This is a genomic window from Desulfovibrio biadhensis (genome assembly GCF_055388615.1).
In genome coordinates this window covers 776,774-799,965 of the sequence record NZ_AP042477.1, presented here as the reverse complement: position 1 = coordinate 799,965, position 23,192 = coordinate 776,774, and the positions used below count along the sequence as shown (strand labels likewise).

Sequence of the window (23,192 nt, the reverse complement as noted above, 5' to 3'; positions counted from 1 at the left end):
TTCATGTCATTTAATGAACTTCTCGGGGTTCTCTCCCTTTTTGGTCTGTTGCTGGCGTTTTGTTCTGGCTTCCCCATCGCATTCACCATGATGTTCATCGGCCTGGCCTTTGGATATCTGGGTATTGGCAAGCTCGTTTTCCACCTTATGAACCTGCAGTTCTACCAGGTCATGAGTGACCCCGTTCTTGGGGCAATCCCCTTCTTCTTATTTATGGGGTACATATTGGAAAGCGCGGGGCTAATGGATGACCTATTTCATTCATTCCAGAAGATGATGGCCCCCATTCCCGGTTCGCTGTATGTGGCGATTATCCTAACAGCCACAATCTTTGCTGCGGCCACCGGTATCGTGGGTTCCTCCATCACCCTGCTCTGCGTCATGGCTGAACCTGCCATGCGACGCAGCGGATATAACATTCGTATGGGAGCTGGCGCCATCGCCGCAGGAGGTACGCTGGGTATTCTCATACCTCCGAGTATCATGCTTGTGGTCATGGGGCCGCTCATGGGCGTGCCCGTTACGGACCTGTTTGCTGGTGCTGTCATTCCCGGTGTGCTGCTCTCGGGCATCTACTGCGCCTACTCGCTCATCCGTTCGTTCATCAACCCCAAGCTCGGTCCGCCGATGCCGCCGGAAATGCGCGCAGAATCTGTTGGCGCACTCATCAAGGACCTGCTCAAAGGCGTTGTGCCGCTCATTTTGCTGATCGGCGCGACCTTGGGCAGTATCCTGGCCGGTCTTGCAACGCCGACTGAAGCTTCCGCCTGTGGCGCCTTTGGCGCGCTGTTGCTGGTTATCGCGTACCGCAAGTTCAACATAAAAGACCTCAAAACCGCGATGTACAACAGTGTGAAGCTGTCGGCCATGATTCTGATCATGATCGCGGCCTCCAACTTCTACGGTTCGGTCTTTTCCAGGCTTGGCGGCGCATCATGGCTTTCGAACCTGCTGATCAACATGGATCTGCCTCCCATGTTCATGATCGCTCTGATCATGGCGTTCGTCTTCCTGCTCGGCTGGGCAATGGAGTGGGTGCCCATCGTATTGATCATTCTGCCGATCATGTTGCCCACGGTTAACGCCCTGGGTATCGATCTGCTCTGGTTCGCCATTGTCTACGCTGTTACCTTGCAGACATCCTGGCTTTCCCCGCCGGTTGCCCTCTCATGCTACTTCATCAAGGGGTGCATACCAAGTTGGCAACTCTCGGACATCTATAAGGGGATGGTCCAGTATATCGGCTGTCAGGTCGTTGGTATCGCCCTGATCATGGCTTTCCCGGCCCTGGTTACCTGGTTGCCGAGCCTGATCAATCCTTAGTTTGAATGATGCAAAGGGCGGAGGGAAAACCCTCCGCCCTTGTTGCAAGGTCGCAACGCAGTTGTTCTTTGATTCGTAAATTGTAACAAAAAAAGTTGTGAATTTTAAGCAAGTTGCAAATTGGCATTGTAGAACTGCAACATGGTGCATTTTAAATAATTCAGGTGTGCGACATTCGTTGTAACTCAGTTGTAACTGACAAGTTGGCGCAAATAAGAGTAGTCTAAATATTTTAGCTGTTTAAGAGAAATAACGAGAGAATTGGGCAAAAGCCATTAACTGGCATCGATCTTGCTCATGTAAAAACATCAAAGGGAATCGTTATTTCATTCTTACTTTAAGGAGTACTTATCATGGATTGTTGCTTGTCTCCTCAAGAGCGGCTTTTGAAGGACCAGATGGAAGGACGTGAAAACCAGTTTCGTAACTCTCCCGCACACGCCCGTGCGTTCAAGATTCTGGATCGTGTGCAGAATCTGACTCCGAAAGTTGATATCGAGCGTGGTAAATACTTTACCGAGTCCATGCGCCAGACCGAAGGGCAGCCGCTTGTGCTTCGCTGGGCCAAGGCTATGTACAATGTTGCAGAAAAGATCACTGTTTATATAGATGACGATCAGCTGCTTGTCGGTCGCGCCGGCGCCCAGGGCCGTTACGGCATCCTGTATCCCGAGCTTGATGGCGACTTCCTCGACCTCGCTGTGAAGGAACTCGACAAGCGCGAAGTTTCTCCTTTTATCATCGAGCCTGAAGACGGCAAGGTGATGATCGAAGAGATCGCTCCTTACTGGAAGGGTAAGACCTACCACGAAGACCTGGCTGTTGCTCTGCCTGAAGAGACTTTGAAGCTGACGTATGATCCCAACGACACGATGTTCTCTCGCTTCATCGTCAACGAGACCTCTTCCTTCCGCTCCTCGCTGCAGTGGGTTCTGGACTTCGAAAAGGTCATCAAGCGCGGTTTCAAGGGCTTGAAGACTGAAGCTGAAGAAAAGCTGCGCAGCCTCGATCCCTTCAGCCCCAAGGACAATTGCGAAAAGCGTCCTTTCCTGGAAGCCGTTATCATCGTATGCGACGCAGTCACCCTGTGGGCCAACAGGCATGCTGCCCTGGCGCAACAGATGGCTGCTGCTGAAAGCGATCCCCAACGTAAGAAAGAACTGGAGCAAATCGCTGAGATTTGCGCCTGGGTTCCTGAGAATCCTGCACGTAACTTCCGCGAAGCCATGCAGTCCCAGTGGTTCACGCAGATGTTCTCCCGCATTGAGCAGAAGACCGGTACCATCATCTCCAACGGCCGTATGGACCAGTACCTGTACCCCTTCTACAAGGCTGACGTCGAAGCCGGTGTCCTGACTGAAGACGAAGCCACCGAGCTCTTCGAGCTGATGTGGGTTGGCATGGCTCAGTTCATCGACCTGTACCTCTCCCCCACTGGCGGCGCTTTCAACGAAGGCTACGCCCACTGGGAAGCTGTTACCGTCGGTGGTCAGACCCCGGACGGCCGCGACGCCACCAACGAGCTGACCTACCTGCTGCTGCGCTCCAAGCGTGAGTTCCCGCTGCACTACCCCGACCTGGCTGCGCGTATTCACTCCCGTGCGCCTGAGCGTTACCTCTGGGAAATCGCGGAAACCATCAAGGAAGGCTCCGGCTTCCCCAAACTGATCAACGACGAAGAAGTCATCCCCCTGCATCTCGCAAAAGGGGCGTCCTTCGAAGAGATCCACGACTACGCTGTTTCCGGTTGCGCTGAAATCCGCATGCCCAACCGCGACACCTATACCAGCGGCTGCGCTTACATCAACTTTGCCGCCGCCCTGGAAATGGCTCTGTACAACGGCAAGATGCTCAAGTACGGCGACGAAGTCATCGGTCTGGAGACCGGCGATCCCACCAAGTTCACTGAATGGGAACAATTCTGGGATGCCTACATGGCCCAGCACCTGAACTTCATCAAGCATGCCTTCATCCAGCAGCACAACATCATCCGCCTGCGTGCGCAGCACTTCGCCATGCCCATGGGCAGCGCCATGCACGACCTGTGCATGAAGCATTGCGTGGACATCCACACGCCGCAGGTTCCTGAAGGCATCAACCTGGGATACTTCGAGTGCATTGGTTACGGCACCATCGTTGACTCCCTGTCCGCCATCAAGAAGCTGGTCTTTGAAGAAAACAAGACCACCCTGGCCGAAATCATCGACGCTCTGAAGAATAACTGGGAAGGCAAGGAAGACCTGCGCGCCCTGATGCAGAATGTCCCCCGCTACGGCAACAATGAAGAATACGCCGACAGCATCGCCAAGGACGTTGACAAGCTCTCCCTGGAGTTCACCAAGAAGTACTCCAAGGACCTGGGCGTACACCTGGACCTGCGCCTGGTGCCCTTCACCTCCCACGTGCCTTTCGGCAAGGTTGTGAGCGCCTCTCCTAACGGTCGTTACGCCTGGACGCCTCTGGCTGACGGTTCCTCCGCCTCCCATGGCGCCGACACTCACGGCCCCACCGCAGTTCTGATGTCCAACTTCGAATCCAAGAACTACGGCTACCGTGAGCGCGCTGCTCGCCTACTGAACGTCAAGCTGACGCCTCATTGTGTTGAAGGCGAAGAGGGTACTTCCAAGCTGGTCTCCTTCATCAAGACCTTCTGTGACCTCAAGCTCTGGCACATTCAGTTCAACATCATCAACAAGGATACGCTGCTTGCTGCCCAGGCTGATCCTGACAAATACCGTAACCTGATCGTACGTATCGCCGGTTACAGCGCTTACTTCTGCGACCTTTCCAAGGACCTGCAGGACGACTTGATCCGCCGCACCGGTCACGAGGCCATGTAGCTTAGAATCGAATTGTACTCGGCCGGGGGAATTTTTCTCCCGGCCGGGTTTTAAGCGACAAGGATGACAGCTTTGGCTACCAAGCCGGATTCGAAAATTTCGGGCCTAGCCTTCAATATCCAGAAGTACTCGGTTCACGATGGCCCTGGCATCCGTACAATAATATTTCTGAAAGGGTGCACCCTGCGTTGCGATTGGTGCAGCAACCCTGAATCCCAGGCCTTGCACAGGCAACTGGCATACAACCCGGAAAAGTGTCTGACCGTGGATAAATGCCAACGGTGCCAAGGCATCTGTCCGCGTGACGCCATTTCCATCCGTGAAGATCGAAAGATAGATGTAGATTTCACCATCTGCGACAGCTGCATGCTGTGCGCAGACGCCTGCCCCACAGGCGCCCTGAATATTTATGGGTATGATATCACGGTTGAAGAAGCCTTGAAGCGCGTCGAAGAAGATTCAATTTTCTATTCCCGCTCCGGTGGCGGCCTAACCCTCAGCGGTGGCGAACCACTCTGCCAATCCGAGTTTGCCTTGGCTTTGCTGCGTGAAGCACGCAAACGCCGCATCAATACCTGTATTGAAACCTGTGGCAACGTGCCCTGGCCTGTCTTTGAAGAAGCCGGAAAGTATCTGAACAGCGTCTATTATGATATAAAGACCATGGATACAAAAAAGCACGCAGAAGTCACGGGTATGGGTAATGAAAATATTCTGAACAATTTCAAAAAGCTCAAAGAAACATACCCTGACTTGCAGGTGACTGCCCGTACTCCGGTCATCCCGGGTATCAATGACGATGAAAAGACCATCAAGGATATAATTGATTTTCTTGAGGGCATGCCCAATGTAAAGTACGAACTGCTCGCTTATCACAGGATGGGTACCCCGAAATACGGGTACATAGGCAGGACATATCCGCTGGAAGGGACACAAAATTTGCCAGATGGGCGAATTGAGGAACTTCGTGGCCTCATTCCTGCATCACTGTCCGTGAAATAGGCGGCATATATCGATAGTCGTGCACTGAACCGCAAGACCGGTCACGCCACGGGGCGCGAGCCGAGGAAAACACAATAGGGGAGCCTAAGATGCAAGTCATAGATTTTCGATTCCGGCCTAACACGGAGCAAACCCTGACGGGTATCCAGAACAGCAAAATGTTCAAGGGTCTTTGCCAACACATCGACTTTTCCAAGATGAAGCCGCAGACCGTTGAAGAAGTTGTTGAAGATCTGGATCGCTACAACGTTGTTATGGCTGTTATCACCGGACGTGATTGCGAGACGACCTACGGCGCCAAGTCCAACAACGACAGCGTCATTGAATTTGTCAAAAAGTTCCCCAACAAGTTCCGGGGCTTTGTCGGCCTGGATCCGCACAAGGGAATGGGCGCAATCGCCGAACTCAAAGCTTGCATCAATGATATTGGCTTGCACGGCGCCGCCGTTGACCCCTATCTGGCGCAACTCTACGCCAATGACGCCAAGTATTACCCCATCTACTCCAAGTGCTGCGAACTGGATGTGCCCATCGTCTTCACCACCGGGCCGGCCACCTTGGTTCCCAACGCCATTATCGATCACGTCGCTCCCCGTTATATCGACGTTGTCGCCAGAGACTTCCCTGAGTTGAAGATTGTCATCAGCCATGGCGGGTATCCCTGGGTGAACGAAGCCATCATCGTGGCGCAGCGCAACCAGAACGTTTACATTGATCTTTCCGAATACGAATTCTCCCCCATGGCGGAAGCTTATGTACAGGCTGCCAACACCATGATTCCGGACAAGATCCTGTACGCCAGCGCGCACCCCTTTGTTGATTTCCGTGAAGCCTTGAAGACCTATGACTCCTTGCCGTTCAAGCCAGAAGTGAAAAGTAAGATCATGTACGAGAATGCCGCCAAGCTCCTGGGCGTAACGCCTGTGGCGGCAACCGCCAGCGCCCCTGTAAAGAGCGCGACGGTGCCCGGCGCAGATGACAATGTGCGCAACATGGTCAGCGATATAGTGCGTGAAGTACTGACACGCCTCGACTCTTAGCCTGAAAGCCCTCACCCTAGCAGCTTATACTGCCTCATCTGCCTGCGGATCCCTTCCGCATGAGTCCTCCGGCCCTGGAGAGTGTCCCAAGCGACAGCACTCTTCAGGGCCGGCCCCTTTTGAAAAGCAGGTGGTTACCATTATCTTATAAAAAGCCGACAGAATCGCTGCTGCCGGCTTGGAAAGGGGGGGGAGTGTGGGGCAGCTCAACCCTGACTTTGCGTCTGTAATTCAGAAAGCTCCGCCTGCAGGCTGGCCAGTTCTATTTGTTTGGTATTGAGTTCGGTTTTCTTTTCTTCATCATCGGTGGATTCACTCTGTAGTTGCTGAATTTCCTGCTGCAGTTCCTGAATCTGTTCCTCCAGTTCTTCTATTTGATCTTCAGTGGACGTGCCTGAGCTGTCGCCTCCCGCTCCGGATTCGCCCACGCTTTTTGCTTCACTGCCGTCTATTGACATTCCTTCACTTTCTGTGGTTCCTGATGTACTTTGCTGCTCTCCTGAAGGTGCCTCAATACCCAGTTCCTGGAGCTTGTTGCCCAGTTCCTCTCTTTCTTCATCGGTCAGAGATTCGAAATCACCATACTCTTCCTGTAGCGCCTGCAACCCGGCAACCTGCTCGGCCGTCAAGGTTTGACCATTGTCTTCGTATTCTTCTTGTTGCATGCGTTCAAAGAGTTCCTTGGCTTCATCTGAAATCTGAACGGAATCACCGTACGAAGTCGCGGATTTTGAGGAGTTGTCTTCCTCGTTTTCGCCTGTTGCCGTTGCGTCGTAGGTTTGGATGTTCCCCAACTGAAAGCCTGAAACACTGTCAACGGAATAAATGCTCATGCTAACCTCCATCAAAAGTTCGCTTGTGGCGAAGTTATCGGCGCTATTACTATGCACTTTAAAAAAAGAGCATGGAGTAAGGTAAAATTTTCCAGAGTACTCCTTGCATAAAGGAGATAAAGCAATTGTTATTCCGGAAAATACTGCCTTAGGAAGGGAAGGAGTTCGGTAAACAGCGGTGGTGCAATTTAAGAAGAGTAAAGAAAAGGTTAAGACATACGGAAAATGCGTTAGGATGAGAAATGAATACTGATGTGGGAATTTATTGTAGAGTATGAGAGCAGTAAAATGCAATAAAAAGACCGGCAATTGAACATTACCGGTCTTTTGTTATAGATGTAGTATTGCAAAAAATAGTATTGATTTTATTGTGTGGAGCTATTGGCTTTCCCGTAGTCGGCGTTTTTTTACTTTGTACCATTCAGTATACCCAATGCCGACAACGACAATGGCTATAGAAAGAATTGAATAGGACCATTCAGGGAGACCTGCGTGATAGAATTTTGCAAAAGCAAGTCCTGTGGATATCAGAAACAAACACCCCCATAAAATGGTCATGTAGCGGCAGCTCGAGATGAATTCCTTACTGTTCCAAAATTCCTGGGCCGTATGCTCTTGTGCAAATTGCAGAACAAAAGGTTTGCCAACAATAAACGATATCCAGGCTATGGCAGCAAGGGTGGCTGGAGCTAAAATTCCCATGTGCTGCATGATCCAGGCGCTTCTATAACCAAGCACGAGAATCGTCATTGCCATGAAAAAAATAAGCGTTCCCCAGGTGAGAATGTAGCCTTTTATAAGTTGTCTGACGCCTAAAACAACGGTGAGAATAAGTGAGATGACAATGGCTTCTTCGAGCTGCATCAGGGATGGCCCCGCAAGAATGCCAAAGGCTATCCAGGGGAGAAAACCGATAAGAAATTTGACGACGTCCAGCATGAAGGTGTCTCCTTAAAAAAAAGAATAAAGTATCAATCTGTTTACACAATAATGGTCTGCCCCCAGCTTTACAATAACTGAACGCGCAAAAAAGAAGAGGGGCAGACTGTAGAGTTGGAATACCTAGAGAAAACTGGATGGTTTGGCTAGGGGGAAAAACTCGTAAAGGATAAAGGGGCTCATTAAAAGAAAGAGGTGGGAGTACTCTTAAGAAGAATTTACTCCTGGTTTTGATAGGCGTGGAAACAGTTACGTCCGTTCTCCTTGGCAAAATACAAAGCGCTGTCCGCTTTTTTGATAAGGGAGACGGACGAGGCCTCATTTTCAGGGAAACAGGTGCTGCCGCCGAGGCTTACGGTGAGGTACTCTTCTATTGGTGAATTATTGTGCTCCAGGTGTAAATGTCTGACAGCATCGAGGATGCTCCGGCCAATGGTTGCAACTCCCGCGGCATCGGTCTCGGGGAGTAGAAATACAAACTCTTCCCCGCCGTATCTGGCAACAAAATCCTGGGGCCTGCGCAGGGTGCGCTTGAAGAGTGATGCAACCTGCTTGAGGCAGAGGTCTCCTTTTGCGTGCCCATAGTGGTCGTTGAAATTCTTGAAGAAATCTATGTCTATAAGAATCAGGGATAAGGGCGAAGAAGTCCTGGCGGCGGCCTTCCAATATTGCTCCAGGGTTTCATCGAATGCACGACGGTTGTAAATTTCCGTGAGGCCATCAATACGGGCGAGACTTTCCAGCAGGTCTGTCTTTCGTTTGAGTTCCAGATGGTTGTAAATACGTGCAACTGCGACGGAGGGATGAAAAGGCTTTCTGATGTAGTCTATGGCGCCCAGTTTGAGCCCTCTTTCTTCGTTTTGGTAGTCATCGGTGGCAGTGATGAATATGACAGGTATGCTTTTGGTCCTGTGGTCCTGCTTCAGCGCCGTACAGACCTCAAAACCATCCATGCCAGGCATCATAATGTCCAAAAGTATGAGGTCTGGTAGGTATGTACCAGCCTTTTTCAGGGCCGTCTGACCATTCTTGGCCACGATGATCTGCAGTTCATCGCCTAAAGCGTCCAGCAATATGCGAATGTTTTCGGACTGGTCATCAACGATGAGTATTTTCTGGCGATCTGTATCAAAGCTCATTATGACTGCCGCGCATAGCTGTGATAAGCGCTCTTATTTTTTCAGAAGCGCTCTCCGTCTCAAAGTTGTCCATGTCTCGCCGCAGTGAAATATAGGCATTGTGATAATCAGAATGCAACAGGAATGCACCAAGTTTTGTAACAAGTGTTTCCGCTTGTTTGACGTCATCCTCAATGCAGTTATCTAGATCATGAAGAAGCGAAAGAACGTCATTGTCATGTGATTCTAGTGCTGGTGTTGATTCTTTTGTTTCAGTTTCTGCAATCTGCGCTGTAAGTTGTCTGGCTTCAAATAGTACGTTTTGAAATGCTTCGATAAAATCGGAAATAAGAGCGTCCATGTTGTCAAAGAAAATCACAGCCTGTTCTGTTTTTGAAGCTATGTGAGCCAGTTTTGAGGCGCCGATGACTGGAGAAATACCTTTCAAGGAGTGGGCTGTATGGTTGATGGCTGTGTAGTCGCCTGCAGCAAGAGCTGCAGTCAAAGATTCAATATACTTATCTCCTGACTCTAAAAAAAGACGCAGGCGTTCAAGAAATTGCTGTGGGTCGCCATCACAGTACTCAAGCCCCATTTTGTAATTTATGGCTGTCGTCTCCCATTGCATGTCAGGTATGCAATCGCGTCGAACAGAAGGGAGTTCTGCGTCAGCGCCAGCAACAGGGCGGGATACTGTGTGGGGCGTTAGCCACTTTTCCATCATAAAGAGCAGTTCGTCTTCTTTGAAAGGTTTCGCCAAGTGGTCGTTCATGCCAGTGGCGAGGCATCTGGCCTGCTCTTGCCCCCCGGTATGTGCCGTCATGGCAATGATGGGAACATTTTGAAAAAGCAACTGGGTACGTATTCGTCGGGTGATTTCGTAGCCATCAAGATCAGGGAGCTGAATATCCATGAATATCAGATCAAAGGCACCAGTTTTCAGGGCGTCTATCCCTTCTGCTCCTGTGCTGGTGATGACAGCGGCAAATCGATGTTTTTCTGCGATCTCCGCTATGAGCTGTTGGTTGAAATCGTTGTCTTCTATGAAGAGGACTCGCTTGCCCAGCACACTCGGTGCAGGTTGAGCAGTTGAACGGCAGTAATCGGAAAGGAAGGAGGTCTCCTGCTGGCCAGACAAGGTTGCAAGGGCATCAACCGTGGCTGGATAGGAAAGGGGTTTGCAAACTATTGCGTCAAAGGAAAATGGCATGGAGTCCAGGGCGTTTTCCTGGCGGCTTCCTGCAATCATGGCGCACCATTTGTCTTCTGGGGAACTTTGTAACGGCATTGTGCCGCCTGGCGCTGCTACATGCGCAGTATGCAACACGGAGAAATCAATGAATACAAAGCGACCAGTGGTGGCGCCATGCTCCTGTGGCAATGTGGCGTTGAGTATATCGACAGCTTCAGTCAAGTTGCTGCACCCTGTTGTCTGAACGCCTGCCTGGCGGAGATAGCCCATGAGCACATCGCGGGCACCTGCATTGTCATCCACGACAAGCGCCTGTCTGCCGGAAAAGGTGTGAGAAGGAAGGGGAGTAAGTTGTGGTGACATTCCGAGGCGGACTGTGCAGGTGAATGAGGATCCTTGCCCAAGGGTGCTCTGAACCTCGATATCGCCCCCCATAAGCGAGACGATTTTTTGGGAGATGGCCAGTCCTAGACCTGTACCGCCATATTTACGGGTGGTAGAGCTGTCTGCCTGGCTGAATGATTGAAACAGGCCGGCGATTTGTTCCTGGGTCATACCGATCCCGGTATCGCAGACGGTAATGGTCAGTATCGCATCGTGCCCTTTTGTTTCACACCGCAGGACAAGGCGGATTTCGCCTGATTCCGTGAATTTGACGGCATTGCTGCCAAGATTGAGCAATACCTGCCCCAATCTGAGGGGATCGCCTATGAACTGAGAGGGCATGTCTGGCGCCATGTCCAGAATCAGTTCAACCTCTTTTTCTTCTGCTTTTAGAGCAATTGCGCAGATCGCATCAGCAACAACGGTGTCGAGGTTGAAAGCAACTGTTTCCAGCGGAAGCTTGCCGGCTTCGATTTTGGAAAAATCGAGAATGTCGTTGATGATGCGCAACAGCGACGTGGCGGAGCGGTTGATACGATCGAGGTAATAGGTTTGTTTGTCGGTCAGTGCAGTTTTCAAGGCCAGGTCGCAAAATCCGATGATGGCATTCATGGGCGTGCGGATTTCGTGGCTCATATTCGCAAGAAACAGGCTTTTGGCCTCGTTGGCTTTGTTTGCGGCAAGCCGTTCGCGTTCTGCTATTTCCTTTTCCTTGCGTTCCTTGATGTCGACAACAGAGCCTTCAATCATGGTCATCTGGTCTGCATCATTGAAACGCGCCCTCGCAGAGAGGAGCACGGGGAAGCTGTTTTTATCCTTGTCGCAGAGAGAGACCTCGTAATCGACCACTTGATGGTCCGCGCGCATTTGCTGCCAGAAATGCTGCAGCGATTCCTTGGAGGCGAAAAACGGCTCAATGTAGTGTTTTTCGCTGCTGAGGAACTCTTCAGGTGACGCATAGCCGAGCATGTTCGCCAGTGCAGGGTTGACGTTTATGACCGTGCCGTCCTCCAAGGCCTGGAAGATGCCTTCAAAGGCGTTTTCAAAGATATCACGGTATTTTTTCTCAGATTTACGCAGCAGGGCTTCGGAATGGTGGAGGTCGGCCACGCGTGCTTCCAGGTCCCACATGGTCTGCTGCAGTTTGCCCACCATGGTCTGGAAGGAGCTGGCCAGATGTCCGATTTCGTCCTTGCTGGAGATTTCTATGCGTTGGTCGAGATGACCATTACCAACGTCCTCGGCATAGCGGCTGAGTTTGATAATGGGGGTGACGATGGTGCGCACAAGGGGGACAGAAAGCAGCGCACCGATAAACAAGAAGATAAGCCCAGTGCCAATGAGCTGGAACTTGAGATTTGAAATATTTTCTTCAAGCGTTGCAAGGGATATTTCTATTGCAGCAATACCCCACCGAATGCCTTTTATTTCTATGATGCCGTAAACACGAAGGGTATTATTCTCTTCATTGAAAATATGAACAATATTCGCAGAATCTGAAGGGAAATTATCAAGGGCGTATGATTTAATAATTTTGTTTTTGCATGATGCATCCATGCAGCTCAGAATAGTTCCATTGCTATTAGCAAGCACAACATTGGTAACATTATGTTCGTTGGATGCAATGTCTTGAATGAAATTATCCAGGGAATTTCTGTCTATATATATTTCGTTAGTCTCTGGATCGATTATTGTGATGGCGTAGGTGCATTTCTCTAAAAGAGAGCGAAGCAGAGTGTCCGTCTGCTTTTGTTTTTCCTTGTATAGGATAGTCTCCAGCTTTCTTATGCTGAGAAAAGTGCTGACGCTCATTCCGGAAAACAACAGAATGAGGGCAAATAGAAAGATTTTGCGATAGATGCTGCTCAAGTTAAAAACCTTGATCTAAAAAAGCGAGGGGTTTGAATGGAACCCCTCACTCCGTTATCGTGTGCTTAAACTCATGCCACGAACTGACATGCCAGAAAAAACTATTTGCTCTTGGCCCATTCTGTTTCCAATCGGGCATCAGGGTATTGGCTGTACAGATAGCTGATTCTGTTTGTTTTCATGCGGTCGTAGGAAAGGTAGCGCTGGTGGCAGAAGGCGCACTTCTTGGCCACATCGCGCAACGCCTTGTTCGCTTCAGTGGCGGACGGTTCCGTGGTTAAAAATTTCGCCATCTCAACGGACATATCCACTTCCTCTTTGAGCAGTTTGGGAAAATGGGGCGACATATCCTTGATCGGGGCAAAGAAGGTGGCGGAACCATCTATGCGCAGCCCGTCTACCAGTCTCTTATACGTATCTTTCGCAGCGCGGACTTCACCATGTTGCAATTGTTTGTCGGCCTGCAGCATCATGGCTTCAACCAGTGTTGCCCCGGTAAGATGCTTGAAAAATTCGTTCAACGCGGCAATGGCGAGAATGCTGGCTTGAGCGTCCCTGCCGCCGAGAATGACGGCGCTTCCAGGGCCGTCAAAAGCATTGGGCACTACCTCGATCTTTCCCAACGCTTCTGCGCTCCAGTCCACCTTTGACTTGCCGGCATCCACAAGCTGGCGAATCAACGCATTGCTTTGCACGGTGCCACAGAGAACGATGGTGCGTTCAGCAAGGTATTTGGGGGGGATAGTGCTCGCTGTCAGACCAATCCCAGCGGAAGAGGTGGTGTTGATCGTCTGGAGATATTCTCCAACACGTTCCACAAGGTCCATGGCGGCAATGGCTACACTGCCGTCAGGTGTATCGCCTATAACGACATTGGTATTGAGCGTGCCGAACTCGGTAAGAAAGGCGACATGTCTGAGTGAAATGGCATCCGGGTAAAAAAGGTTGAAAACATCACCATTAGGGAGGCAACCTTGTTGCAGTTGGTTGTTGTCCTGTGACGTGTCCGCACCTACTGCTATGCTTACATGCACTACAAGGGATAGTATAAAAATGAGTGTATAGAACAAAGGCGTAGCGTTTTTCATATCTTCCTCAATCTGCGACAGGGGGGCGCCGCTTATTTTGTTTGATGAAAGTCAGGAACAGCTAATTATTACTTATATTGCTTATGATGTTACTCACCATTTTGGAAGATGTAGTAGTGGTTGAAGAAATAACCTCCAAATCCTTATTCAAGACAACGAGAAGAGGTACGTCTTTAATCTTGTAAGGATTTTTAAGTTCCCCCCATTCATCAACCAGTGTGATTATATCTGAATCCAGTTTGTTTACAAATAGAGAAATTTTGGTAGGACTTTCACGCAAGCTTATAGTGACAATCGAGATATTCTGGGCACGTAGTTTATGATGCATGTTGCTGAGCATCACCATGATCTCTCTGCAGTAAGGGCACCAAACGCCCCAAAACAAGAGCATTGTGTACTCATCCTCGCCTTTGTGCGCAAAAAGCGAGTATTGTTTACCTGCAAGGTCGGGGAGCGTGAAGTCGGGTGCGGTTTCTCCTGTCGTCAGCATCTGGTCTGCACCATAAGATGGAAGCGTGAAAATGGTGATGGTAAAACAAAAAATCATGATGCATGATGTTAAAAGTATCTTACTTGGGATTAGGAATGCAGATAAAACGTTAGTGGTCATGATACAATTATTGTTATGGTGTATTCAGACTGTTTATATGAGAAAGGGCAGGGAGTTGTTGCAGGTTGATGGCGCGGACATGGGAGTCCGTGTCATACACAATGCCAATAACAGCATACTCTTTCTCATGTTCCAAGTTTGGTACATTGAAGACATCTGGAAGGGTGCATCCCTTCTCTTGCGATGGAGGCAACTTGGATACGGGTTGGTTCGCTATTTTGTTTTTGATGATCCAACCTTTCACGTTGTTGGGAAATCTATATGCTTGAAGGAGGAATATGGAAAAGTGTCCATCAAATGCGGTGGACTCCATAAGGTTGCATATTGAAAAATATATAGCAGGATTTTTGTTGTTTTGTATGTGGTAGGAAAGATATGTAGAAACGTTTTTCTTTTCGGGTGCGTCCATGTTCGCTACGTTGTTAGAATCATGTACACTCTGTAGTTCTTCGCTTTGGACGTAACGTGGCGGTGATCCGTTTACGGATAAAGCAGGAAGATTCCCTTTTGCTATGTCAGTGTCTTTTTTGAAATGGTCTTTTGGAGAAGTGGGAACGCCGCATGCAAGGTGAATGATCAGGGCGCTGTCTTTGTATACGGCACTGGACAAAAGTTTTTCGATGAAATTAATATTTTGTGCGTCTGTAATGTTATCAAGATAACATTCAATTAGATTCTTAATTGTTGAGTTGTCATCTGGGTTGTTTGCGGAATATACAGTTGTGCTTGTGCATGTAAATGCAAAAGAAAAGGTGAGAAGAAGGCAACAAGTGATTTGCATAATCCGCATAATTAACTGGCGCGCTCTCGGATAAATGAATCTTTGTCGGGGGGCAGGAATGAAGCAAGTTACGTTTCAATTTCTGAATTGTCAAAACAGAAATGCTCATAAAATAACTGACGTTGTTTTGCATAGCGAATGGTGTGGAATTGAGCAAATTGAGTACGCAGTTGTAACATTGGGATGTTTTGTTTCGCAGGGCAGGGCATAAAAAAGGGCCGTCAGGTTTTGCAACCCCACGGCCCAGGCGCACATGATAGTACGGCAGGCTATTCATAATTTTCCAAGAGCAGTTTTTCTACGCTTTCCTGGGTACAGCTTCTAAGATTATTGTTAATCAGGCGGGCCGCACCGATTGTGCCCTTGGCGATGTCGGGCAGGGCGTCGCGCTCCACGCCATAGTGGTTGAGCGTGGTTGGAATCTCCAGGTCAGCCAGCAGGGCGCGCACCGCCTGTACGCTTTTACGCGCTGCTTCCAAGTGGTTGCATCCGGTAGTGTCTTCCCCGAAGAGTCTCGCGATTTCAATGAATTTTTCGGGCCCAGCCAACAGATTGTACTCCATGACCCAGGGCAGGATTGCCGCGGTCAGCAGGCCATGCGCCAGGGGGTACCTGCCCCCCACAGCCAGGGCAATGGCGTGGACAAGCCCATTCTGGGTGTTGGAAAACGCCATGCCGGCCATGCAGCTGGCGTTGAGCATTGCTTCACGGGCGTCGATGTTACCGCCCCTGGTGTAAGCCTTGCGAAGGTTTGCCGCGATAAGGCCGATGGCCTGGTGGTTGAGCGTATCCGTAAAAGGTGTGGCGTGCAGCCCGGTGTAGGACTCTATGGCGTGGACAAGGGCGTCCATGCCCGAGGTCGCCGTGATCTTGGGCGGCAGACCAATGGTCAGTTCAGGGTCGAGCATGACCGCGGTGGCGAACATGTTGCTGCTGACCACGGCCTTCTTGAGCTGCTCCTTGGTGTCTGAGAGCACACTGATGGACGTGACTTCACTGCCCGTGCCCGCCGTGGTCGGTATGAGAATAAAGGGCAGAGCAGGCGCCGGCACCAGGTCCATGCCAAAGTATTTGTCAACGGGACCCTCGTTGGTCATCAGGGCAGCGACTACCTTGGCAATGTCCAATGTGCTGCCGCCGCCAAGCCCCACAATAACGTCGGGCGATGCCGCCTTGGCTGCTTGCAGGCAATGCTCCACAACCTCTATTTTAGGGTCAGGGGCAACCTCGCTAAAGCTCGCCACATCAAGGTCGGCCTGTTGCAGTTGCTCGGAAACAGGACCGAGCAGGGTCCTTTTTATGTTGGGACCGGTGACAATAAAAACCTTGGAACCACCGATGCGCTTTACTTCAGCAGCAAGGGCGCTGCTGCACCCGCGACCATGAACGATGCGGCGGACCGTATTATAGGAATGCACGTGAGACCTCCCTCTTTAAAGGCGATTGTTGCGGACCTGCACCTGGAGTGAAACGTTTTTGCTTCTTGCCGCAGGCAGCACGTTTCTCTTCTCTATCCAAGCACCTTAAGGATTGAGGCGCGGAGGGCCTTCAGCATGGTGGCGATTTCTTCTTCTGTGACAACATACGCAGGCGCCATGTTGATGGTGTTATTCATCCCCTCCAGGCAACGATTCGTGCGCCCTATCAGCACGCCGGCTGCAGCCATTTCGCCCACAATGGCGACGACTTTGGACTCCTCCAGCGGTTCTTTGCTCTTTTTGTCCGCCACAAACTCAACACCGCATAGCAGTCCCTTGCCGCGCACGTCTCCAACGCCAGGCAAATCGCGCAACTCTTCCAGCCCAGCCATGAGCATCTCGCCCATCTTCGTTACCCGGTCGAGGAGCTTTTCCTCCTCGATAATACGTATATTTTCCAGGGCGGCGCTGCATGCCGCCGCGCAGCCGCCATAGGTGCTGATGTCGCGGAAATAGGCCATTTTGTCACTGGGATCATTGACAAAAGCGGAAAAAATATCCTCCGTGGTCACAGTGATGGACAAAGGCATGTAGGCGCTGGCAACGCCCTTTGCCAGGGTCACCATGTCGGGGGTGATGCCGTAATGTTGATAGCCGAACATGGCGCCTGTGCGCCCTATACCGCAGACAACTTCGTCCATGATCAGTTTGATGTCGTATTTTTTCAGGATGCCCTGCAACACGTCGTAGTATTCCGGCACAGGAGGAATGACACCACCGCCCGCTGTGATGGTTTCCACAACGCAGCCGCCCACTGTTTCGGGGCCTTCTGCCTGAATGATGCCTTCAACGGCTCTGGCGCATTCCAGGTCGCAAGAAGGGTATTCCTTGTTGAAGGCGCAGCGGTAGCAGCATGCGTGCGGAAAAGAGACAAACCCATCTACAAAAGGGCCGAACCAGTCACGACGTTCGTTTTGCCCGCTACTGCTGAGAGCGCCTATTGTCGTGCCATGGTAGTCGCGGTCGCGGTACAGAATTTTCTTTTTTTCGGTCTTGCCCGTGATATGCGCAAGGGAGCGTACGATCTTGTATGCTTTTTCGTTGGCTTCTGACCCGCTGTTGGAAAGGTACATTTTGCCAAGGCCAGGCATGTAGGAGATGAGCTTTTCACCCAGTTCGATCATGGGGATGGAGCTGGCAGTGGCTGCGAAATAGGGCATTTGCAGCATCTGGTCGTACACTGCTTTGGCAATGCTTTCGCGGCCGTAGCCGACATTGACGCACCAAACCCCGCCAGAAGTGGCGTCGAGGTACTCATTCCCGTTGATGTCACGCAGTCGCAAGCCCTTGCCTTCCACGACAATCATGGGAGGCTTGTTGGCAAAGGCCTGGTGTTGGGTGAGATGGTGCCACGTGTACTTACAGTCGGCATCGTTATATGCGGCCGTGCTTTTTGCTGGGAAACCTGCCATCGGACTTCTCCTCTTGCTAAGGAAGCATCAGTTGATAAGGCAGCTAAGTGCCTTGAAAATTGTTGTTTTTTACTTGAAAGAGCATGAAAGGGAGCGGCAGCAGAGTGGCCTTGAGAAGCGTGCCGTTTCTTTTGTCTAGACATACTGCCCGCGACAGAATATTGTCAAGCGGTAAGGACGCAGAAAATAGGGGCTGAATCAAGTTGCCGCATGGTGTATTTGTACGAAAAAACATCATGTTATTGACGGAAGATGAACATCTTATCGCAGCTCGGGCCAAAGACGTACCGGTCTAGGGGCGCAAAGAATACGCAGCAACCGAGCCGTAGAAACATCACAGGAGTGTGCGTGTCTGGTAAAAGCAAGTACATGGCTATTTATGAATGGCTCTCAAGCCAGATAGCGGAAAAAAAGTTTTTGCCAGGAGACAAGATCCCAGGAGAAGTCGAGTTGGCTGAGATGTTTGGCGTACACAGGATGACGGTGCGCCAGGCCATCAACAAGCTGGTGGGCGACCATATTCTGGTGCGCAAGCGCAGCAAGGGCACGTTTTTGCTCTCCACGGAGCGCCCTGTCTTGACGCGTTCACTGGAATCCATCTCCACATTCCATGATGACATTGTGGCCGCGGGGCTGCGCCCCCATTATCAGCCGCTGGAGGCCCGCATTGTTTCCGCCAGCGAGATGGTGGCCAGGGAGTTGAAGATCAACGAGGGGGAGGACGTCGTCTATGTGTACAGGCTCATGCTGGCGAGCGACGTGCCCCTGGCTTTGGAAGAAAGTTATCTGCCTGCCAAACTTGTCCCGGGGCTGGAACAGCGCTCATTGGACACCATCCTCTACTCCATCCTGCAAAAGGACTACGCTATCAATCTGCGCTACTCCAAAAACGAGATAAGCGCGGTGCTGCCCTCCAAAGAGGAAAAAAAGTTGCTTAAAGTCTGGGAGCATTGCCCGTGTATGCGTGTTGACGGCGTGGTTTACGATGAGGCCGGTATTCCTGTGGAGTTTGCTCGCGCGCTGTGCAGGGGCGATAAGTACCGCTTCCGCTGCTCCATTGGTAAATACGTCTACCAGGCTATCCAGGAATAGCAGCCTTTACTCCAGCATTCCCTCCCGGATGATGAAATCCAAAATATCCTGCAGCCCTTGTTTGGTCTTCATGTTGGCAAAAACAAAAGGCTTGTCGCCGCGCTGCGCTTTTGCGTCCTGGTCCATGACGTCCAGAGACGCCCCAACCAGCGGCGCCAGGTCGGTCTTGTTGATGACCAGCAAGTCTGTCTTGCAGATGCCGGGGCCGCCCTTGCGGGGGATCTTGTCTCCGGCTGAGACGTCAATGACGTAGATGGTCAGGTCTGCAAGCTCAGGACTGAACGACGCGCTTAGATTATCGCCCCCCGATTCCACCATGACCATTTGCAGTTCAGGGTAGGTGGCGCACAACTCTTCCACGGCGGCAAGATTCATGGAGGCGTCTTCGCGTATGGCCGTGTGCGGGCACCCTCCGGTTTCCACGCCGCGCACCCGTTCCGGGGGCAGGGCCTGGCGTCGGGTCAGAAATTCTGCATCTTCCCTGGTGTATATGTCATTGGTGACTACCGCGATTTCAAAACGGTCGCGTAGGGCAAGGCAAATCTGCTCGATGAGAGCTGTTTTGCCCGATCCCACAGGGCCGCCAATGCCAAGGCGCAGTGCTTGAAACATAAAAACTCTCCGTAAAGGTAATTACGAACGGAACAGGCGTGTCCGCTGTGTTTCATGCAGGGCAGACGCCATGGCCTGACCGGGAGCGCTTGCGCCGATGGCGTCGTCTTCCAGCGCCAGCCCAAGGGACACGGCGTCAGGCGTCAAACTAACTACCTGTGACAGAATCCGCTGCCCTGCAGTTTGTCCCAGCGGGACAAGTTTGATGGCGGCAGCAACCTGGTTTTCCGCCCACGCCCAGCAGTAAGCCGCGCACAGGTCCCCGTGGGAAATGCCCCAACGCGCGCCCGCCAGGGCAAACAGGGTGGCAAAGGTTCTTCTGGGGTGGACGCCCCATTCCCTGGCTTCCGGCATGTCCAGGTCCGTTAGCAATCTTGCCAGGGCGCTGCCCGTGGCATGCTCCTCAGCGCGCAATTCCATGCTCTCGCGTGAAGCGTATAAAAAGCCGGACCACTTCTGCACGCCTGCTGCGTGCCCCAGTTCCCAGGCTTCATGCAGCCGCGCCAGCACAGGGACATCCAGCCGCGCCAGGGTGTTTTTCAGAATACCGCAAATCCAGTCGGCTGCCAGCGTCTCGGTATGCAGCCCGTTTTCCGCGCTCCATTCCAGCCCTTGTGAATAGGCAAACGCCCCCACCGGGAGCGCAGGGCTGGCAAGTTGCAGCAAGCGAAGCAATTGGGGCGTGGGCGTCATGCCGCGCTCCTTGAAAAGGTAAAGTCGTTGGCCACTGCAATGTGGGGCATGTGGTAAGCGCCGCCCTCCGGATGAAAGGGGCCGTGCGCATGTTCAACCGAATACCCCATGCTGCGGACCATGTCGTCCACAACGGGGTCGTACAAATAGCGCACTGAATGTTCCCGTATTTCCAGGGGCGTATGCCGGTTGCCAAGATGGTAGCAGGCCTTGGCCATCTCCAATGGATCGCGCAACACAACAATCGAAAGCGGTTCTTCCTGGGCGATGATGCGCACCGTAACGCCATCTTTTGTGGCAATGCAGTCGCCCCCTTTGAGTACGGTGCCGCGGGGCAGCATAAGCCCTGCCTCCACGCCAGAATCCAGCCGTACCCGTAGACGTGAGCGCTCCCGCTTTTCGTGGGGCAGTGTCAGCGTTTCCGCTACTGCTATTTGACTATCTACTACCTGAGTAAATTGCATCATATCTGGCAGCCCTGTGATGGGTTGTGCGAGGGGGAGAACCTTTCATTGAAAGGTTTCCCCCCGGAAAGCCCCCCCGGCCTGTTTCAAAACAAAAAATACCGCTGGGCCAGTGGCAGCACAGCTGCGGGGTCGCAGGTCAGCAGTTCGCCATCGGCGCGCACTTCATAGGTTTGTGAATCCACCTCGATGGTTGGGGTGGCGCTGTTGTGCACCATGTCTTTTTTACGCACGGTGCGCGTTCCGGAAACAGGGGCGAGTCGTTTTGCAAGCCCGTATTGTTCCTTGATGCCGGCCTGATAGGCGGCCTGGGAGACAAAGGTTATGGTGGAGGCGGCAAGCGCTCCGCCAAAGGCGCCAAACATGGGGCGATAGTGCACGGGCTCCGGCGTGGGGATGGAGGCGTTGGGATCACCCATTGGGGCGGCGATGATGGTGCCCCCTTTGATGATCATTTCGGGCTTTACACCGAAAAAGGCGGGTTTCCAAAGCACAATATCGGCCATCTTGCCGGGCTCCAGGGACCCCACTTCATTCTGGATGCCGTGGGCCAGGGCTGGATTGATCGTGTACTTGGCTATGTAGCGCTTCACGCGATTGTTGTCGTTGCGCGCGCTGTCCTCGGGCAGCGGGCCGCGCTGGACCTTCATCTTGTGCGCGGTCTGCCAAGTGCGGGTAATGACTTCACCCACGCGCCCCATGGCTTGGGAGTCGGAGGCGATCATGGAAAACGCGCCCATGTCGTGCAGGATGTCTTCCGCCGCTATGGTCTCGCGCCGGATGCGGGACTCGGCAAAGGCCGTGTCCTCGGGGATGGCGGGGTCCAGATGGTGGCAGACCATGAGCATGTCCAGGTGCTCGTCAATGGTGTTTACAGTATAGGGGCGTGTGGGGTTGGTGGAAGAGGGCAACACGTTTTGCGCGCCCACCGCCTTGATGATGTCAGGAGCATGGCCACCACCGGCGCCTTCGGTGTGGTAGGCGTGGATGGTGCGATCTTTGAAAGCGGCCAGGGTGTTTTCCACAAAGCCCGATTCATTGAGCGTGTCTGTGTGAATAGCCACCTGCACGTCGTATTGGTCGGCAACGGTAAGGCAATTGTCGATGGCGGCGGGCGTGGTGCCCCAGTCTTCGTGCAATTTGAGGCCCATCGCGCCGGCTGCAAGCTGTTCTTCCAGAGAGTGCGGTAGGGATGCATTACCCTTGCCCAGCCAGCCCAGGTTCATGGGCAGCCCTTCTGACGCCTGAAGCATGCGCATGATGTTCCAGGGGCCAGGGGTGCAGGTGGTGGCGTTGGTGCCGGCGGCTGGGCCGGTACCGCCCCCGAGCATGGTGGTGACGCCAGACATGAGCGCGTCTTCTATTTGTTGGGGGCAGATGAAATGGATATGCGCGTCAATGGCGCCGGCCGTGGCGATGAGCCCTTCGCCTGCAATGGCTTCCGTACCGGGGCCGACAACGATGTCCACTCCGGGCTGGGTATCGGGGTTGCCGGCTTTGCCAATGGCGGCGATGCGTCCGTCCTTGAGACCTATGTCGGCCTTGACGATGCCCCAATGGTCCAGGATGAGTGCGTTGGTGATGACGCAGTCCACGGCGATGTCATTTGCGGCCTGGGATTGCCCCATGCCGTCGCGCAACACCTTGCCGCCGCCGAATTTCACTTCTTCGCCGTAGATGGCCTTGTCGTCTTCCACCTCGATGATGAGGTCGGTGTCTGCCAGGCGAACACGGTCCCCTTTTGTGGGGCCGAACATATCGCAATACGCCTTTTTATCTATGCGTGCCATAACTCCCCCTAATCGAGCGCGCCCATGACGGCGGCATTGAATCCATAAACCTTGCGCGCGCCAGCCAAGGACACGAGCTCCACGTCACGGCTTTGGCCGGGTTCAAAACGCACGGCCGTGCCTGCTGGAATATTCAACCGGAAGCCTTTTGCGGCTTCGCGATCAAAGCTGAGGCCGGGATTTGTTTCGTAGAAATGGTAATGGGAGCCCACCTGAATGGGGCGGTCGCCCGTATTGGATACGGTGATGGTCACTGTGGCGCGCCCCTGGTTGAGGTCGATGGCGCCCTGTTCGCAAAAAATTTCGCCGGGAATCATGAAAACCTCACTGGATGGGGTTGTGTACGGTGACGAGTTTGGTGCCGTCGGGAAAGGTCGCTTCCACCTGCACCTCGGTGATCATTTCTGGGATACCCTCCATGACGTCTTCGCGGGTAAGCAGTGTGGCGCCGAAATCCATGAGTTCGGCCACGGTTTTGCCTTCTCGCGCGCCCTCCAATATGGCAGCGGCGATGTAGGCCATGGATTCCGGATAGTTGAGCTTGAGGCCGCGCTCTTTGCGCTGGGTGGCCAGCATGCCTGCGCAGAAAATCAGGAGCTTGTCCTTTTCTCGTGGCGAAAGCTTCATGTTGT

The 23,192-nt window shown here is 52.3% G+C and carries 20 protein-coding genes; 5 read left to right on the top strand and 15 right to left on the bottom strand.

The annotated features are described in order from the left end of the window. Positions 1-3: 3 nt before the first annotated feature. The 4 genes from ACZ5EH_RS03590 (at position 4) to ACZ5EH_RS03575 (ending at position 6,205) form a co-directional block, all read left to right on the top strand. Positions 4-1,323 carry a TRAP transporter large permease gene (locus ACZ5EH_RS03590; protein ID WP_464276764.1) on the top strand — a complete coding sequence of 440 codons (1,320 nt, stop codon included), beginning with the start codon at positions 4-6 and terminating at the stop codon, positions 1,321-1,323. Between the two features lie 353 nt (positions 1,324-1,676). Continuing rightward, complete coding sequence (hpsG, locus tag ACZ5EH_RS03585) at positions 1,677-4,163, top strand: (2S)-3-sulfopropanediol dehydratase (protein ID WP_464276763.1); 2,487 nt, start codon at positions 1,677-1,679, stop codon at positions 4,161-4,163. Positions 4,164-4,235: 72 nt separating this feature from the next. Continuing rightward, positions 4,236-5,165 carry a (2S)-3-sulfopropanediol dehydratase activating enzyme gene (hpsH, locus tag ACZ5EH_RS03580; RefSeq protein WP_464276762.1) on the top strand — a complete coding sequence of 310 codons (930 nt, stop codon included), beginning with the start codon at positions 4,236-4,238 and terminating at the stop codon, positions 5,163-5,165. An 89-nt stretch (positions 5,166-5,254) separates the two neighbouring features. Continuing rightward, positions 5,255-6,205 (top strand): amidohydrolase family protein, encoded by a 951-nt coding sequence (locus ACZ5EH_RS03575; RefSeq protein ID WP_464276761.1) that lies wholly within the window; start codon positions 5,255-5,257, stop codon positions 6,203-6,205. Positions 6,206-6,411: 206 nt separating this feature from the next. Here the strand turns inward: ACZ5EH_RS03575 and ACZ5EH_RS03570 are convergent, their stop codons facing one another. From ACZ5EH_RS03570 to ACZ5EH_RS03530, 9 genes are all read right to left on the bottom strand, one after another. Then, positions 6,412-7,038 carry a FlxA-like family protein gene (locus ACZ5EH_RS03570; RefSeq protein WP_464276760.1) on the bottom strand — a complete coding sequence of 209 codons (627 nt, stop codon included), beginning with the start codon at positions 7,036-7,038 and terminating at the stop codon, positions 6,412-6,414. Positions 7,039-7,416: 378 nt separating this feature from the next. Then, entirely contained in the window at positions 7,417-7,977 is a 561-nt protein-coding gene (locus ACZ5EH_RS03565; protein ID WP_464276759.1) for a DUF3159 domain-containing protein, read from the bottom strand. A 218-nt stretch (positions 7,978-8,195) separates the two neighbouring features. Continuing rightward, complete coding sequence (locus ACZ5EH_RS03560; RefSeq protein WP_464276758.1) at positions 8,196-9,116, bottom strand: GGDEF domain-containing response regulator; 921 nt, start codon at positions 9,114-9,116, stop codon at positions 8,196-8,198. Next, positions 9,106-12,540 (bottom strand): hybrid sensor histidine kinase/response regulator, encoded by a 3,435-nt coding sequence (locus ACZ5EH_RS03555; protein ID WP_464276757.1) that lies wholly within the window; start codon positions 12,538-12,540, stop codon positions 9,106-9,108. Before ACZ5EH_RS03555 ends, ACZ5EH_RS03560 begins: the two co-directional genes overlap by 11 nt. Before the next feature lie 101 nt (positions 12,541-12,641). Continuing rightward, positions 12,642-13,628 (bottom strand): hypothetical protein, encoded by a 987-nt coding sequence (locus tag ACZ5EH_RS03550; protein WP_464276756.1) that lies wholly within the window; start codon positions 13,626-13,628, stop codon positions 12,642-12,644. Between the two features lie 61 nt (positions 13,629-13,689). Then, positions 13,690-14,238, bottom strand: a complete 549-nt coding sequence (locus ACZ5EH_RS03545; RefSeq protein WP_464276755.1) for a TlpA family protein disulfide reductase — start codon at positions 14,236-14,238, stop codon at positions 13,690-13,692. A 13-nt stretch (positions 14,239-14,251) separates the two neighbouring features. After that, on the bottom strand, positions 14,252-15,028 hold the full coding sequence (locus tag ACZ5EH_RS03540; protein ID WP_464276754.1) for a hypothetical protein: 777 nt from the start codon (positions 15,026-15,028) through the stop codon (positions 14,252-14,254). Between the two features lie 260 nt (positions 15,029-15,288). Then, the gene (locus ACZ5EH_RS03535; RefSeq protein WP_464276753.1) at positions 15,289-16,437 is read right to left on the bottom strand and encodes an iron-containing alcohol dehydrogenase; all 1,149 of its coding nucleotides are present in this window, start codon (positions 16,435-16,437) and stop codon (positions 15,289-15,291) included. A gap of 92 nt (positions 16,438-16,529) precedes the next feature. Continuing rightward, entirely contained in the window at positions 16,530-17,909 is a 1,380-nt protein-coding gene (locus tag ACZ5EH_RS03530; protein ID WP_464276752.1) for an aminotransferase family protein, read from the bottom strand. Positions 17,910-18,257: 348 nt separating this feature from the next. Between ACZ5EH_RS03530 and ACZ5EH_RS03525 the strand changes: the two genes are divergently transcribed. Continuing rightward, a complete protein-coding gene (locus tag ACZ5EH_RS03525) occupies positions 18,258-19,001 on the top strand; it encodes a GntR family transcriptional regulator (protein WP_464276751.1) in 744 nt (247 codons plus the stop codon). A gap of 6 nt (positions 19,002-19,007) precedes the next feature. Here ACZ5EH_RS03525 and ureG read toward each other — a convergent pair whose 3' ends face one another. From ureG to ureA, 6 genes are all read right to left on the bottom strand, one after another. Continuing rightward, a complete protein-coding gene (gene ureG / locus ACZ5EH_RS03520) occupies positions 19,008-19,613 on the bottom strand; it encodes an urease accessory protein UreG (RefSeq protein WP_464276750.1) in 606 nt (201 codons plus the stop codon). Between the two features lie 21 nt (positions 19,614-19,634). After that, positions 19,635-20,306 carry an urease accessory protein UreF gene (locus ACZ5EH_RS03515; protein WP_464276749.1) on the bottom strand — a complete coding sequence of 224 codons (672 nt, stop codon included), beginning with the start codon at positions 20,304-20,306 and terminating at the stop codon, positions 19,635-19,637. Further along, positions 20,303-20,773: an urease accessory protein UreE gene (gene ureE, locus ACZ5EH_RS03510; RefSeq protein ID WP_464276748.1), complete on the bottom strand. Its 471-nt coding sequence runs from the start codon at positions 20,771-20,773 to the stop codon at positions 20,303-20,305. The genes ACZ5EH_RS03515 and ureE overlap by 4 nt, the downstream gene beginning before the upstream one ends. Before the next feature lie 83 nt (positions 20,774-20,856). Further along, positions 20,857-22,560, bottom strand: coding sequence for an urease subunit alpha (gene ureC / locus ACZ5EH_RS03505; RefSeq protein ID WP_464276747.1), 1,704 nt, complete (start codon positions 22,558-22,560; stop codon positions 20,857-20,859). A gap of 8 nt (positions 22,561-22,568) precedes the next feature. Then, entirely contained in the window at positions 22,569-22,877 is a 309-nt protein-coding gene (locus tag ACZ5EH_RS03500) for an urease subunit beta (RefSeq protein ID WP_464276746.1), read from the bottom strand. Positions 22,878-22,884: 7 nt separating this feature from the next. After that, positions 22,885-23,187, bottom strand: a complete 303-nt coding sequence (gene ureA, locus ACZ5EH_RS03495; RefSeq protein ID WP_464276745.1) for an urease subunit gamma — start codon at positions 23,185-23,187, stop codon at positions 22,885-22,887. Positions 23,188-23,192 lie beyond the last annotated feature (5 nt).